Here is a 14,717-nt window from a genome sequence, read left to right on the forward strand (position 1 = left end):
CACAGACGAATAATGAGAATCATCGGTCCCGGAATTCATTAAGCGCTCGCCACATTGGGCGTTGGAAGGAATAAGCATGTTAAGCATCGAAAATTTAAAAGTCAGCGTAGAAGGCAAAGAGATCATCAAAGGGCTTAATCTCACCATTAAGCCGGGTGAAGTCCACGCGATTATGGGCCCGAATGGCTCAGGAAAGAGTACGCTCTCCGCAACGCTGGCTGGACGTGAAGAATATGAAGTGACCGACGGTTCGGTCAGCTTCAAAGGGAAAGATCTGCTGGAATTGTCTCCAGAAGATCGCGCGGGCGAAGGCGTCTTTATGGCGTTTCAGTACCCTGTCGAAATCCCCGGCGTCAGCAACCAGTTCTTCCTGCAAACCTCCGTTAACGCGGTGCGTAAATACCGCGAACAGGAACCGCTGGATCGCTTTGACTTCGCCGACTTTATCGAAGAAAAGATCAAGTTGTTGAATATGCCGGAAGATTTGTTGACCCGTTCGGTCAACGTGGGCTTCTCCGGCGGTGAGAAGAAGCGTAACGATATTCTGCAGATGGCGGCGCTGGAGCCGGATCTGTGCATTCTGGATGAAACCGACTCCGGGCTGGATATCGATGCACTGAAAATCGTCTCTAACGGCGTGAACTCCCTGCGCGACGGCAAACGCTCGTTCATCATCGTAACGCACTACCAGCGTATTCTTGATTACATCAAACCGGATCACGTCCACGTTCTGTATCAGGGACGTATTGTGAAATCCGGTGATTTCTCGTTGGTGAAACAGTTGGAGGAGCAAGGCTATGGCTGGCTTACCGACGAGCAATAAGGTGACGAGCGACAACGCGACGGGTAAAACCAGCATCGCCCAGAAGCAAGAGCAGGCGCTGCAACAATGGCATGGCCTGTTTGAGCGTGATGCATCGCGCCGTTCTGAAGAGGCGAACCAACACTGGCAGGACGTAGTGCGCCTTGGCTTACCGCACCGTAAGCATGAGCACTGGAAATACACGCCGCTGGATGGCTTGCTGAGCAACGAATTTGTCGCACCGCAGGCACCGTCTCTCGATCGTGCAGCGGTAGACGCCTTGGCATTAGCCGTGGATAGCTGGCGTCTGGTGTTTGTCGATGGCGTATTTAATACTGAACTTAGCGACAGCGCCTGGGGCCCTTATCAGGTTGATGTACAGGCGTCGCGTGCGCGTGGCGCGCTGCCTGCGGCCATCCAGTCAGAAGTGTTCCTGCACCTGACCGAAAGTCTGGCTAGCACCAGTACGCTGATTCGTCTGGCTGCCGGACAGCAGGCGGAAAAACCGCTTTACCTGTTGCACATCAGCAGCTGTCAGGCAGCGGCGTTGAACACGGTTCACCATCGTCATCATCTGAACGTTGAGCGTGGTGCGAGCGCAGAAATTATCGAGCACTACGTCAGTCTGGATGAACATGCCCACTTTACCGGTGCGCGCCTGACGGTGAATGCGGCAGAAAATAGCCAGGTTAGCCATTATAAGCTGGCGTTTGAAGCGGCGGCGGGCTACCACTTCGCGCATAACGATCTGGTTCTGGCGCGTGATGCTCGTGTTCGTAGCCACAGCTTCCTGCTGGGGGCGGGTCTGACGCGTCATAACACCAGCGCCCAGTTGAACGGCGAAGGCACTAATCTGTCCATGAATAGCCTGATTCTGCCTGTCGGTAGTGAAGTGTGTGATACGCGAACGTATCTGGAACACAATCAGGGTTATGGCGAAAGTCGTCAGTTGCATAAGGTTATCGTCAACGATCGTGCCAGAGCAGTGTTTAACGGCATGATCAAAGTTGCGCCGCATGCGTTGAAAACTGACGGGCAGATGACCAACAACAACTTGCTGCTGGGCCGACTGGCGGAAGTCGACACCAAGCCGCAGTTGGAAATCTACGCGGATGACGTGAAATGCAGTCACGGCGCCACCATTGGCCGTATGGACGAAGAACAGCTGTTCTATCTGCGTTCCCGCGGTATTACGCAGCAGGATGCGCAACAGATGATCATCTTCGCCTTTGCGGCGGAAGTCACAGAAGCGATTGAAAACGAGTCTCTGCGAGATGTGGTTCTGGAACGTATCGCGCAGCGTTTGCCAAACGCGCTGGCGAATGCCGGTAAGGCGGTATGATGAGTTATCCTATTGAACGGGTTCGCGCCGATTTCCCGTTGCTGGCAAGTGAGGTTAACGGCCAGCCGTTAGCCTATCTTGATAGCGCCGCGAGTGCGCAAAAACCGCACGCGGTAATCGATCGCGAAGCCGAATTCTATCGCCATGAATATGCTGCGGTGCATCGCGGTATTCACACGCTGAGCGCACAGGCGACCAGCACGATGGAAGCGGTGCGCGAAAAGGTGGCGTCCTTTATCAATGCCGCCTCGGCAGAAGAGATTGTCTTTGTTCGCGGGACAACGGAGGCCATCAATCTGGTGGCTAACAGCTATGGCCGCACTTTCATCCAGCCGGGCGACAACCTGATCATCACTGAGATGGAACACCACGCGAATATCGTTCCTTGGCAGATGCTGGCGGAAGCGCGTGGCGTTGAGGTTCGTGTATTACCGCTGGCTGAAGATGGCACGCTGGATGTCGCGCAGCTTCCTGGCTTGCTGGATGAGCGTACTCGTCTGCTGGCAGTGACGCAGATCTCTAACGTGTTGGGCACGCTGAACCCAGTGAAATCCATGATTGCGCAGGCAAAAGCGGCGGGCGCGGTTGTGTTGATCGATGGCGCGCAGTCGATTATGCATCAGCCTGTCGATGTGCAGGATCTGGACTGCGATTTCTTTGTCTTTTCAGGACATAAGATCTACGGCCCTTCGGGTATTGGCGTGCTATACGGCAAACGTGACCTGCTCCAGGCCATGCCGCCGTGGGAAGGTGGCGGGGCGATGATTCGTCAGGTGAGCCTGCGTACGGGCACCACCTATGCCGATTCACCGTGGCGCTTTGAAGCGGGATCGCCCAACACGGGCGGTATCATAGGCTTAGGTGCCGCGTTGGACTACGTAACGGCGCTGGGGCGTGAAGACATTCAACGTTATGAATCCTCGCTGATGCAGTATGCGCTGGAAGCGTTAACGCAGGTGCCCGATCTTACGCTTTACGGTCCTGCTGAGCGCCACGGTGTGATTGCATTTAATCTTGGGCAGCACCACGCCTATGATGTTGGAAGTTTCCTCGATCGGTACGGTATTGCGATTCGCACCGGCCACCATTGCGCGATGCCGCTGATGGAACACTATGGTGTTCCCAGTATGTGCCGCGCCTCGCTGGCCGTTTATACTACACGCGAAGAAATTGACCGGCTGGTTGCCGGATTGCAACGTATCCATCGATTGCTGGGCAGTTAAGCGCCACGCGCGGATCTGTTCGGGGAGGAAAACATGGCGAGTCTGCCAGAACCGCAGAAACTGGCGCGCAACTTTGCGCGCTGTAATGACTGGGAAGAAAAATATCTTTATGTCATCGAGTTAGGGGAGCGTCTTGACCCTCTGCCTGACGAATGGCGTAATCCAGATAACCTGGTTTCGGGGTGTCAAAGTCAGGTTTGGATTGTGACACAGCCTGATGAACAGGGCATTATCACCCTGCACGGCGACAGTGATGCCGCCATCGTGAAAGGGCTGATTGCGGTGGTTTTCAGCCTGTATCAGGGGCTGACTGCGCAGGAGATTGTTGAGCTAGATGTGCGGCCATTCTTTGAATCGCTGGCGTTGAATCAACACCTGACGCCATCCCGCTCTCAGGGGCTTGAGGCGATGCTGCGCGCGATTCGTGCGCATGCTGCCGCACTGCTTTAATTTTCTTCCCTGTTTTCTGCTTTCCTGAAGTATAAAAAAGCGCTGTGACGGAAAAAACGTCCAGCGCTTTTTTGTTTTTTCACTTACTGATTTTTACCAGCGACACGTTATTGTTTTTTGGTCGATTTATTAACTCGCTGATATTTCAGAATTCGTCCCGTATATTTATTTTCCATTAAATTTTATGCTGACTCTGCTTTGTAAAGAATTGAATATCAATGCTTTGATTTTTAAATAAAATATTCTTTTGTTACAACAATGCTAATATATACCCACGCTCGGTGGAAAGGGGCAAAAATAGCCGCATTGACACCAGATATCCCCTGAAAAATTCAGGTTGCAGCAGGGCGAACGCACAGGCAACTTGAGGTATGACGGGGGTAAACAGGGTATAGCCAGCCGGATACTGCATTCTGGGTACAGAACCGGATGTTGTTGATAATTAATATATTATACCCCAAACAATTCGAGTTGCGTGAAGGCGGCAACCGCACGAATCCCCAGGAGCTTATATAAGTAAGTGACCGGGGTGAGTAAGGACAAATCGGCTAAGCCGATTTGAACGCCGCTTGCGGCGGCCCTTCAGGGCGAGGCTCAAAAATGAGCCGAGTATTGCCAACGCACAAGCAGCTTGAAGTATGACGGGTATAGCTGTGATGTAGGGAACCTAATATGAAACGCGCGTTAACTTTACTTGGTATGGCCTTCGCGGCATATCTGGCCAGCACCGCCGCTAAAGCGACGGAATACCCGCTACCGCCACCTAATAGTCGCCTTATCGGCGAGAATATCGCTTATACGGTCCCCAATGATGGTCGTCCGCTGGAGGCTATCGCTGCGGATTTCAAGATTGGTCTGTTGGGCATGATGGAAGCGAATCCAGGCGTGGATCCTTACCTGCCGACAGCGGGTTCCACGATCACGATCCCAACGCAAATGCTGCTGCCGGATACCCCGCGTGAAGGCATTGTGGTCAATCTGGCGGAGCTGCGCCTCTACTACTACCCGAAAGGGAAGAATACCGTCATCGTTTACCCGATAGGCATCGGTCAGTTGGGGCGCAATACGCCACTGATGACGACCAGCGTAAGCGAGAAGCGTGAAAACCCGACCTGGACGCCAACGGCGAACATCCGTAAGCATTATCTCGAAGAGCAGGGCATTAAACTGCCTGCTGTCGTTCCGGCTGGCCCAGATAACCCGATGGGGTTACACGCGTTGCGTTTGTCAGCGCACGGCGGGGTTTATCTGCTGCACGGTACGAACGCGGACTTCGGTATCGGCATGCGCGTAAGCTCCGGCTGTATTCGTCTGCGCCCGGATGACATCAAGGCGTTGTTCGACAACGTGCCAGTCGGTACGCGAGTGCAGATTGTTAACGATGCGATTAAAACTTCCGTTGAGCCAGACGGCAAACGCTACGTTGAAGTGCATCAGCCTCTGTCGAAGACCGATAAGGACGATCCACAAACCATGCCGATTTCGCTGACGGCGAAGACGAAGAAGTTTGTTAAGGACGCGGAGACGGACAGTAAAGCCGTTGCTGATGCGATTGTGCGTCGTTCAGGCATGCCAATCGTGGTTAGCGTAGGGCAAGACATCAATACCTACCAGCCGCCTGTAGAATCTGCTCCAGAAGCGCCTAAAACGCATCAGGTTGCGCCGATCACGGCTATCAGTACTACTGCTCGGTAATCATGAAATAAATCGGCCAGATGCGTTTAGGCGCATCTGTGCTGGCCAAGGGGGGCGAAAGGATGGAGACGTCAGGCAACGTGAAAAAGGGATGAACCCGCGAAGGTTGATAGAACAAAACGAAGGCAAAAAAAATGGCGCACATTGTGCGCCATTCTCACTACTTAACCAGCTCGATTACTTTTTGTAAGTACGAACTTGGTTGTCCAGACGCTGGTTAGCACGAGCTGCGTCATCTTTAGCAGCTTGTACGTCAGAGCGGATTGCGTTCACGTCGTTGCTCAGTTGGTCAACTTTAGCGTTCAGAGTCTGAACGTCAGAAGACAGTTGATCGATTTTAGCATTGCTGGAACAACCTGCCAGCAGAGTAGAACCCAGGATTACCGCGCCCAGTACCAGTTTAGTACGATTCATTATTAATACCCTCTAGATTGAGTTAATCTCCATGTAGCGTTGCAAGTATTACACAAACTATTTTCTAATGAGAATAAATTTTTGATGAGAACATGCTTAATTTTGATCGTTCGCTCAAAGAAACAGCGAGTTTTACCTATCCATTAAAAAAGGAAGGAAAATAGCACTATTTTCCTCGGATAACTCTGAGGCTTTGGGCTATTAAAATGGCGCATTGTATAAAAAAATTAATTAGGTTATCGCACTGTAGGAAGCCATTTCAGAATATAAAAAAAGCGCCACTAAGGCGCTTTTTACCGACTGATATTTGATCAGAGACGATGTACGGAAGCGGTGTTGGTCGTGCCGCTGGAAACCAGAGCACCAGATACCATAACTACCACATCACCAGCTTGCGCATGACCCGTGTTCAGCGCCGCTTCTTTACCAATGCGGTAGAAATCATCTGTAGAGGCGATTTCCTTCACCAGCAGCGTATCAATGCCTTTGCTCAGCAGAAGTTGACGTGCAGTGACTTCATTAGTCGTCAGTGCCAGAATGCGGGCATTCGGAAAGTATTTACGGATAGACTTGGCCGACTTGCCGCCGCTGGTCGCAACCACAATCAGCGGTGCATCCAGTTTCTCTGCAGTTTCTACCGCACCACGGCAGACAGCCTCGGTGATACGCAGTATTCCTGGTGTCTTGATGGTATCCAGACGGCTTTTCATCACGGAATCGGTACGCTGACAAATCGTTGCCATGATGGTAACGGATTCCAGTGGGTATTTACCTTTCGCACTTTCGCCAGACAGCATAACGGCATCGGTGCCGTCGATGATGGCGTTAGCCACGTCGCCAGCTTCAGCACGAGTAGGGCGCGGGTTTTTGATCATGGAATCCAGCATTTGCGTAGCGGTGATCACCACTTTGCGTGCCAGGTTACATTTTTCAATCATCATCTTCTGCGCGAAGATGACTTCTTCAACTGGGATCTCAACGCCCAGATCGCCACGGGCAACCATGATGCCGTCGGACGCTTCCAGGATGTCGTCGAAATTATTCAGCCCTTCCTGGTTTTCGATCTTGGAGATGATCTGGATGTGCTCGCCACCGTGTGCTTTTAGGTGAGCGCGGATCTCTTCAACGTCAGAACGTTTACGGATAAAAGATGCGGCAACGAAATCGACGCCTTGTTCGCAACCGAAAATCAGGTCGCGCTTGTCTTTTTCGGCCAGCGCAGGCAGTTGGATGGAAACGCCAGGCAGGTTGACGCCTTTATTCTCGCCCAGATCGCCATTGTTCAGCACTTTACAAACGACGTCGTTACCGTTGACTGCAGTAACCTGCATACCGATCAGGCCGTCATCAACCAGAACAGTGTTACCAACGCTAAGGTCTTCAGTAAATCCAGCGTAGGTTACTGCAACGCGATCTTTGTTACCCACGATGCTTTGATCGGTGGTGAACGTGAACGTTTGACCTGCGGTCAGCGTTACGTCAGCGCCGTTTTCCAGCTTCATGGTACGAATTTCAGGGCCTTTGGTGTCAAGCAGGATGGCGGCTTGCTTACCGGTTTTTTCCATAACGGCACGCAGGTTCTTGATGCGTTGACCGTGTTCTGCGTAATCCCCGTGAGAGAAATTCAGGCGCATAACATTCATGCCAGCAGACAGCAGGTTGCCAAGCATTTCTTCCGACTCAGTTTTCGGCCCGATGGTACAAACAATTTTTGTCTTTTTCATACGATAGTTTCTACAAGTTGTGATGGATAAAAAAACGAGTGAACCAGTGGCGAGGCGAGACAAGCCGCTGGAAAGAATGTATGAGGAAACAGTATAGGAGGTAAGTATAGATGGTTGTCGTGAATGGGTGATGAAGTGCGCAGCCGCTCGTCGCATGAGAGCGGGATTCGCGTTGGCGATGCCGTTGATAATAATGTTATTGATAGTGGCACGTTGTTTAGCTGAAACCATTCAATTGAAACGACGTTTCGTATTATAGTTATTAAGCGACGAGAAACAAGGTGGTAAAAGGGATGAAATTGAATATTTTGTCGTGTTTACGCAAAAAACTGAGCGATTTGGTGTTTTTACCTAACTTTGTTGCGCAACTGCCTAAGAAACCCACGGTATAAATACGGTATGACGGCGAACGACGGCAAACGGTTGATTCTTGTAACGGCCGACAATAAATAAGGAAAACACGTGTAATCGGCATGTTTTTCTGTCGATCCGTATCACATTTTTGTGTCATGCTTCTTGAGAAGCTGAATGCAGGTGGTAGTTTACCTGCCATTGCGGATTGTTACTGCGTAAGCAGGCAAAACCAGATGCTCGTTCTTGTTACGGGTGTCTGGTTTTTTTGTTTCCAGGGTTTGAAAAATGAAGATTGCCAAAATACTCAACAATAATGTCGTTACCGTAATCGACGAAAACAATAATGAGTCGGTTGTGATGGGCCGCGGGCTGGGCTTCAAAAAGCACTCTGGCGATCTGCTGGACGAAACGCTGATTGAGCGTGTGTTTGTGATGAAATCCGGCGAGCTGACATCGCGCTTGCAGGAACTGCTGTCAGAGATTCCGATGGATGTCATCACGACAGCAGACAAAATCATTCTGCTGGCAAAAGAGCGTTTGCCTGGGAAACTGCAAAACAGCGTCTACATTTCCTTAACGGATCACTGTCACTTTGCGATAGAGCGCCATAAGCAAGGGGTGGATATCCGTAATGTGCTGTTATGGGAAATAAAGCGCCTGTATCCAAAGGAATTCGCTGTTGGTCTTGAGGCGCTGGATATTATTGAACAGCGTCTTGCCGTGCGGTTACCGGAAGATGAGGCGGGGTTTATTGCGCTGCATTTGGTGAATGCGCAGCTTGACAGCGAAATGCCGGAAGTCTTGCAGATTACCAAAATCATGCAGGAAATACTGAATATTGTAAAATATCAGCTGAGTCTGGATTATAACGAGCAGGCGTTAAGCTATCATCGTTTTGTGACGCATTTGAAATTTTTCGCGCAACGGCTAATAGGAAAAAGTACGGTATTTAGTGATGATGAATCATTACATGATGTCGTGAAGGAAAGATATCAATTGTCTTATCGTTGCGCAGAAAAAATACAGGTTCATATTGTTCAAAAGTATCATTACACGTTAACGAAAGAAGAGTTGATGTTCTTAACTATTCATATTGAACGTGTGCGAACAGAAGGTCAGGATAAAATAGAGCCCGGTGATGGGGAATAATTTCTGTTAGTTTGCTTTTCGTCACAAAATAACGGTGTGGCAAGAAAAATGTCCTTGCATACGACGAAAGTGAAAGCATAGAGTATGTGAAAAGCAAATTATCAGATGAAGTTGGTTTTATTGTCGGCACGACTACTGTGCCGACAAACAAGCAGGATTGTTACTGTCAGGCTAGTCTAGGCGGGCAGGCAAAACCTAAATCGTTTTCTCAATGTTTATTGGGAAAAACGATTTAGGTTTTTTTTTGTCTCAAACAGAACTGGCGATCTTAAATTATTGATATTTAAGTCTTTTTAGTATTAAGGATAGGCGATGGAATACAAAGCATTAGCAAGTGAGATACTCGATGGTGTCGGCGGACGTGGCAACATCATTAGCGTAATACACTGCGCCACCCGATTACGTTTTAAATTAAAAGATAACAAAAAAGCGGATGCCGCTGCGCTGAAAAGTAATTCAGGCGTGATCATGGTGGTTGAAAGCGGCGGACAATTTCAGGTCGTTGTAGGCAATCATGTCAGTGATGTCTATCGCAGTTTACTGGATGTTTCTGGATTAAGCGATCAGGCTGACTCCTCAAGTAATGAAGACAGTGATGAGAAGAAAGGTAATCTTCTTTCTCGCTTCATTGATATTATATCTGGCATATTTACGCCATTAATTGGCGTCATGGTTGCTTCTGGTATTTTAAAAGGATTTTTAGCCCTGAGTTTAGTGTGCGGCTGGATGGTTGAAACCAGCGGAACCTATAAAGTTCTGTTTGCAGCAAGCGATGCATTATTCTTTTTCTTCCCTGTGGTGTTAGGCTATACCGCAGGGAAGAAGTTTGGTGGAAATCCATTCGTTACAATGGTGATTGGTGCAACGCTGGTGCATCCATCCATGATTGCTGAATTTGGCGCGATGCAGAATGCGAATTATCAGCAACTTTATTTCCTCGGCATTCCGATCACCTTTATTAATTATGCGTCTTCTGTTATTCCGATTATTTTCTCGGCCTGGCTCTCTTCACGTCTGGAAAAGCCACTGAATGCCATATTGCATATCAACATCCGCAATTTCTTCACGCCGCTACTGTGCCTCTGTATCACAGTCCCCGTTACGTTCCTGCTGATTGGGCCTGCGGCAACCTGGCTTGGGCATATGCTGGCTGGCGGCTACCAGCTGATCTACGGGCTGAACTCCACAATTGCGGGCGCACTGATGGGCGCGCTGTGGCAGGTGTTCGTGATTTTTGGTCTGCACTGGGGCTTAACGCCGCTGATGATCAACAACCTCAGCGTCTTGGGGCACGACACACTGCTGCCGCTGCTGACGCCTGCGGTGTTAGGGCAGGCTGGGGCGGTGCTGGGCGTGTTGCTGCGTACTCGTGATATGAAGCTGAAAGGGATTTCTGGTTCGGCGTTCTCGGCAGCCATCTTTGGCATTACAGAACCTGCGGTATATGGCGTCACATTGCCGCTGAAGCGTCCTTTCATCTTTGGCTGTTTAGGCGGTGCAATTGGAGCCGGTGTTCTGGGTTATTTCCATACCACCATTTATTCCTTCGGCTTCCCGAGCATCTTCACCTTTACGCAGGTTATCCCACCGACAGGCGTCGATAACTCGGTCTGGGCTGCCATTATTGGTACGGCCATCGCATTCACCTTCGCTGCGGTAGCGACCTGGGCATTTGGGATTCCGCCGCAAGATAATGCGCCAGCAGTAAACGCGGCTACAGCGGCACCGCAAGCCACGCAGAACCAGAACGATGCAACGCGTAAGCAAGAAATAAACAGCCCGATTGAGGGAACGGTGCTGCCACTTGAGCAGGTCGGTGATGAAACGTTCGCCAGTGGATTAATGGGAAAAGGCATCGCGATTAAACCGCAGGCCGGACGCGTAGTTTCACCGGTGAATGGGACGGTTGCCTCGCTGTTCAAGACCAATCATGCCATCGGACTGGAGTCTGAAGACGGTGCCGAGGTGCTCATTCACGTTGGTATCGATACGGTGAAATTAGATGGCCAGTATTTCACTGCACACATTAAGACCGGCGATGTTGTGAAGCAGGGCGATCTTCTGGTGGAGTTTGATTATCAGGCGATTGAGAAAGCCGGCTATGACACGACAACGCCCGTCATTATCACCAATAGCGAAGATTACGTTGATGTTCTGCCTACCGCCGGAAACACCGTGCAGGAACAGGGCGCGTTGTTGACGTTAATCCGCTGACATTGAAATTTATGACCCAATTGGGAGGAGAAAAGATGAGCCATCAGTTTCCGAAAGAATTCTTGTGGGGCGGCGCGATCGCTGCCAATCAGGTTGAAGGTGCGTATTTAACGGACGGAAAAGGGCTATCAACGTCCGATTTGCAGCCACAGGGTATTTTTGGCGAGATCGTCACGCGTACGCCGGGCGACAGCGGCATTAAAGACACGGCGATCGATTTTTATCACCGCTATCCCGAAGATATCGCGCTCTTTGCTGAAATGGGCTTCAAATGCCTGAGAATCTCGATTGCCTGGACACGCATTTTCCCGCAGGGCGATGAAGCCCAGCCGAATGAGGCAGGACTGGCATTTTACGATCGCCTGTTTGATGAAATGGCAAAGTATGGTATTCAGCCGTTGGTGACGCTGTCCCACTATGAAATGCCGTACGGTCTGGTGAAGAATTACGGCGGCTGGGGAAGCCGTGAAACGATTACGTTCTTCGAGCGCTACGCCCGCACGGTATTCCAGCGCTATAAAGACAAAGTGAAATACTGGCTGACGTTCAATGAAATTAACTGTGCGCTGCATGCCCCGTTTACGGGAGTCGGACTACCCACTGAAAGCGATAAACAGGCGGTTTATCAGGCGATTCACCATCAGTTGGTTGCGAGCGCCAAAGCAGTAAAAGCCTGCCATCAACTTATCCCTGATGCCAAAATCGGTAACATGCTGCTGGGCGCGATGATGTATCCGATGACCTGTAAGCCAAGCGATGTGTTGGAAACTATGCAGCAGAACCGCGACTGGCTGTTCTTCGGTGATGTACAAACCCGAGGATACTACCCTGCGTACATGAAGCGCTTCTTTGCACAGCACGGTATTACGCTGACAGTAACGGAAGACGATCGTCAGTCGCTGAAAGAAACCATCGATTTCATTTCTTTCAGCTATTACATGACGGGCTGTGTGACGACTGATGAAGAAGTGAACCTGAAAGCCCGCGGCAATATTTTGAATATGGTGCCTAACCCGCATCTGGAAAGCTCCGAGTGGGGCTGGCAGATCGACCCGGAAGGGCTGCGCTATTTGCTGAACTATCTGTATGACCGCTACCAAAAGCCGCTGTTCATTGTGGAAAACGGCTTAGGTGCTAAAGACAAACTTGAGAGCGATGGCAGCATTAACGATGACTATCGCATCAAATACCTGAACGATCACCTGTATCAAGTGGGTGAAGCTCTTGAAGATGGCGTTGAGGTTATGGGTTACACCTGCTGGGGCCCGATCGATCTGGTTAGTGCGTCAAAAGCCGAAATGTCGAAACGCTACGGCTTCATTTATGTTGACCGTGATGATGAAGGGAACGGTACGTTAGAACGCCGACGTAAGAAAAGTTTCTACTGGTATAAAGACGTTATTTCCTCTAACGGAGAAGCGTTGAAATAAATCAGCGTATCGCTACGTTATTTACGCATTCATTCTCAGAAAAAAATTCTGGAATGAATGCGAACTCTATTTTTTACTACCCATGGGAAAGATGGCAGGAGAATAAAATGAAACGGGAGGGTGTTGACTAGCCATTAAATCATATAAACGGTCATTTGGGTTTTTCAAACTTTTATAAATAGACGAGCTTTCGGCTAGCGTCGAAGGCATGTTGTTTTCAATTTAAAAATGTACCCTACTCGGATAATAATCATGCGTAAAAAATTCCCTGTAAAGATGATGGTATTACTGATGTCGTCAGTGTTTTTGTCTAATGGTGCTATGGCCGCGAAATTGACCGTAGAGGAAAGACTGGAACTATTGGAGAAAGAACTGGCGGCAAATAAAGCCGAATTGCAGTCAACCAAAAAAGAGCTGCGCGAATATAAGACGATCGCAGAGAATAAAACCCAAGTTGCCGTAAACTCAACGGCGAAAGATAAAACACGGGCTGTTGCATCCGTTGACAGTTCTCCGGCTAACCATACGGTAGCCGCCTCTGCGGCAAGCTCGGTTGATGTTGTCACGGCTGCAAATACACAGCAAAAACCGCTAACGTTGGATGAAATTAGCAAATACGTTAAAGATGACATCGGTTTCTCCTATACCGGTTATTTACGTTCCGGTTGGGCAACCGGGACAAATGGTTCACCGGAGTCCTATGCCATTGGTTCTTTAGGTCGTTTTGGTAATGAACATTCTGGTTGGTTCGATCTTCTTCTCACCCAGCGCGTTTATAACAAAGATGGCAAGACGGCACACGCCGTGGTTAAACTCGACGGAAACGTTGGACAGCAATACAGCGCGGGCTGGTTTGGTGATAATACGGGTAATGAGAACGTCCTTCAGTTCTCCGATTTGTACCTGACAACCAACGGCTTCCTGCCTTTTGCGCCAGAAGCAGATTTTTGGGTCGGTAAACATGTCCTCCCCGTATATGAAATTCAAATGCTGGACTGGAAAAGCGATCGTGTTTATGCCGGTGCTGGGGTTGGTATAGAGAATATGAATGCGGGACCGGGTAAATTAGATCTCGCTTTGACGCGTGAAGACGTTAATGTTTATGCCCGAGAATACGAAAACCCGAATATTGGTAGAAACGCGGATAAAACCAAAATGAATACCAACACGATGGAGGTTCGGTATAAAAACCTACCATTGTGGGAAGACGGTGCGCTAACGCTGATTGGTAAATATGTGATGGCAAATAAGAACGATAGCCAGAAACATAACGAAAGCAATAATGAATACTTCAAAATGAAGGACAGCTATCTGGCGACGGCAATCGTCAAACAGAAGCTGGATGCACGCGGTGGATTTAACGAATTTACGTTGCAGTCAGCGAATAACTCTATCGCCAGTGGGTTTGCCCGTTACAATGACGGTAATCCGTCAATTGGACAGGGTGAAAACTATTATGGCGATCACACGGGCGGTAATGCGTTTCGCGTAATTTCACAAGGTGAAATGTATTTGCATGACAACGTCATCATGGCTAATGCGTTGGTGTACTCCTGGGGTAATGATATTTATAGCTATGAAACGGGTGCGCACAGCGATTTCGAAAGTATCCGTACCGTTATTCGTCCCGCCTATATTTGGGATAACTATAACCAAACTGGCGTGGAGCTAGGCTGGTTTACGCAGAAAAATACCAATCAAGCCGGTGTGAATTTCCGCGAGTCTGGTTATAAAACCACGCTTTATCATGCGCTGAAAGTTGATACCAGCATCCTGAACTCCAGACCGGAAATTCGTTTCTACGGTACTTACTTAAATATTCTGGATAATGAGATTTCGGGCTACAAATTCTCGGATGATAAAAATAAATCTCAGTTTATAGTTGGTGTTCAAGCTGAGGTGTGGTGGTAACAACGTATT

11 protein-coding genes are annotated in these 14,717 nt (G+C 49.4%); 9 read left to right on the top strand and 2 right to left on the bottom strand.

The window, feature by feature from the left end; translation table 11 throughout:
- Positions 1-76 precede the first annotated feature (76 nt).
- The 5 genes from sufC to K7X24_RS01250 all read left to right on the top strand — a co-directional run bounded on the left by sufC (position 77) and on the right by K7X24_RS01250 (position 5,512).
- A complete protein-coding gene (gene sufC, locus K7X24_RS01230; RefSeq protein WP_005970394.1) occupies positions 77-823 on the top strand; it encodes a Fe-S cluster assembly ATPase SufC in 747 nt (248 codons plus the stop codon).
- Positions 798-2,144 (top strand): Fe-S cluster assembly protein SufD, encoded by a 1,347-nt coding sequence (gene sufD, locus K7X24_RS01235; RefSeq protein WP_224552412.1) that lies wholly within the window; start codon positions 798-800, stop codon positions 2,142-2,144. Before sufC ends, sufD begins: the two co-directional genes overlap by 26 nt.
- Positions 2,144-3,367: a cysteine desulfurase SufS gene (gene sufS / locus K7X24_RS01240; RefSeq protein ID WP_224552413.1), complete on the top strand. Its 1,224-nt coding sequence runs from the start codon at positions 2,144-2,146 to the stop codon at positions 3,365-3,367. The genes sufD and sufS overlap by 1 nt, the downstream gene beginning before the upstream one ends.
- Before the next feature lie 33 nt (positions 3,368-3,400).
- Positions 3,401-3,817, top strand: coding sequence for a cysteine desulfuration protein SufE (gene sufE, locus K7X24_RS01245; RefSeq protein WP_224552416.1), 417 nt, complete (start codon positions 3,401-3,403; stop codon positions 3,815-3,817).
- Between the two features lie 672 nt (positions 3,818-4,489).
- The gene (locus tag K7X24_RS01250; RefSeq protein WP_224552418.1) at positions 4,490-5,512 is read left to right on the top strand and encodes a L,D-transpeptidase family protein; all 1,023 of its coding nucleotides are present in this window, start codon (positions 4,490-4,492) and stop codon (positions 5,510-5,512) included.
- A 177-nt stretch (positions 5,513-5,689) separates the two neighbouring features.
- Here K7X24_RS01250 and K7X24_RS01255 read toward each other — a convergent pair whose 3' ends face one another.
- A complete protein-coding gene (locus K7X24_RS01255) occupies positions 5,690-5,926 on the bottom strand; it encodes a major outer membrane lipoprotein (protein WP_005970385.1) in 237 nt (78 codons plus the stop codon).
- Positions 5,927-6,237: 311 nt separating this feature from the next.
- The gene (gene pykF / locus K7X24_RS01260) at positions 6,238-7,650 is read right to left on the bottom strand and encodes a pyruvate kinase PykF (RefSeq protein ID WP_224552420.1); all 1,413 of its coding nucleotides are present in this window, start codon (positions 7,648-7,650) and stop codon (positions 6,238-6,240) included.
- 639 nt (positions 7,651-8,289) lie between these two features.
- Between pykF and licT the strand changes: the two genes are divergently transcribed.
- From licT to K7X24_RS01280, 4 genes are all read left to right on the top strand, one after another.
- Entirely contained in the window at positions 8,290-9,153 is an 864-nt protein-coding gene (licT, locus tag K7X24_RS01265; RefSeq protein WP_010309611.1) for a BglG family transcription antiterminator LicT, read from the top strand.
- 312 nt (positions 9,154-9,465) lie between these two features.
- Entirely contained in the window at positions 9,466-11,367 is a 1,902-nt protein-coding gene (bglF, locus tag K7X24_RS01270; protein WP_224552422.1) for a PTS beta-glucoside transporter subunit IIABC, read from the top strand.
- 35 nt (positions 11,368-11,402) lie between these two features.
- Positions 11,403-12,797, top strand: a complete 1,395-nt coding sequence (locus K7X24_RS01275; RefSeq protein ID WP_224552425.1) for a glycoside hydrolase family 1 protein — start codon at positions 11,403-11,405, stop codon at positions 12,795-12,797.
- Positions 12,798-13,049: 252 nt separating this feature from the next.
- The gene (locus tag K7X24_RS01280) at positions 13,050-14,708 is read left to right on the top strand and encodes a carbohydrate porin (RefSeq protein ID WP_116362452.1); all 1,659 of its coding nucleotides are present in this window, start codon (positions 13,050-13,052) and stop codon (positions 14,706-14,708) included.
- Positions 14,709-14,717: the final 9 nt, after the last annotated feature.

Origin of the sequence: Pectobacterium versatile, assembly GCF_020166435.1 — a bacterium.
GTDB classification, from domain to species: Bacteria; Pseudomonadota; Gammaproteobacteria; order Enterobacterales; family Enterobacteriaceae; genus Pectobacterium; species Pectobacterium versatile.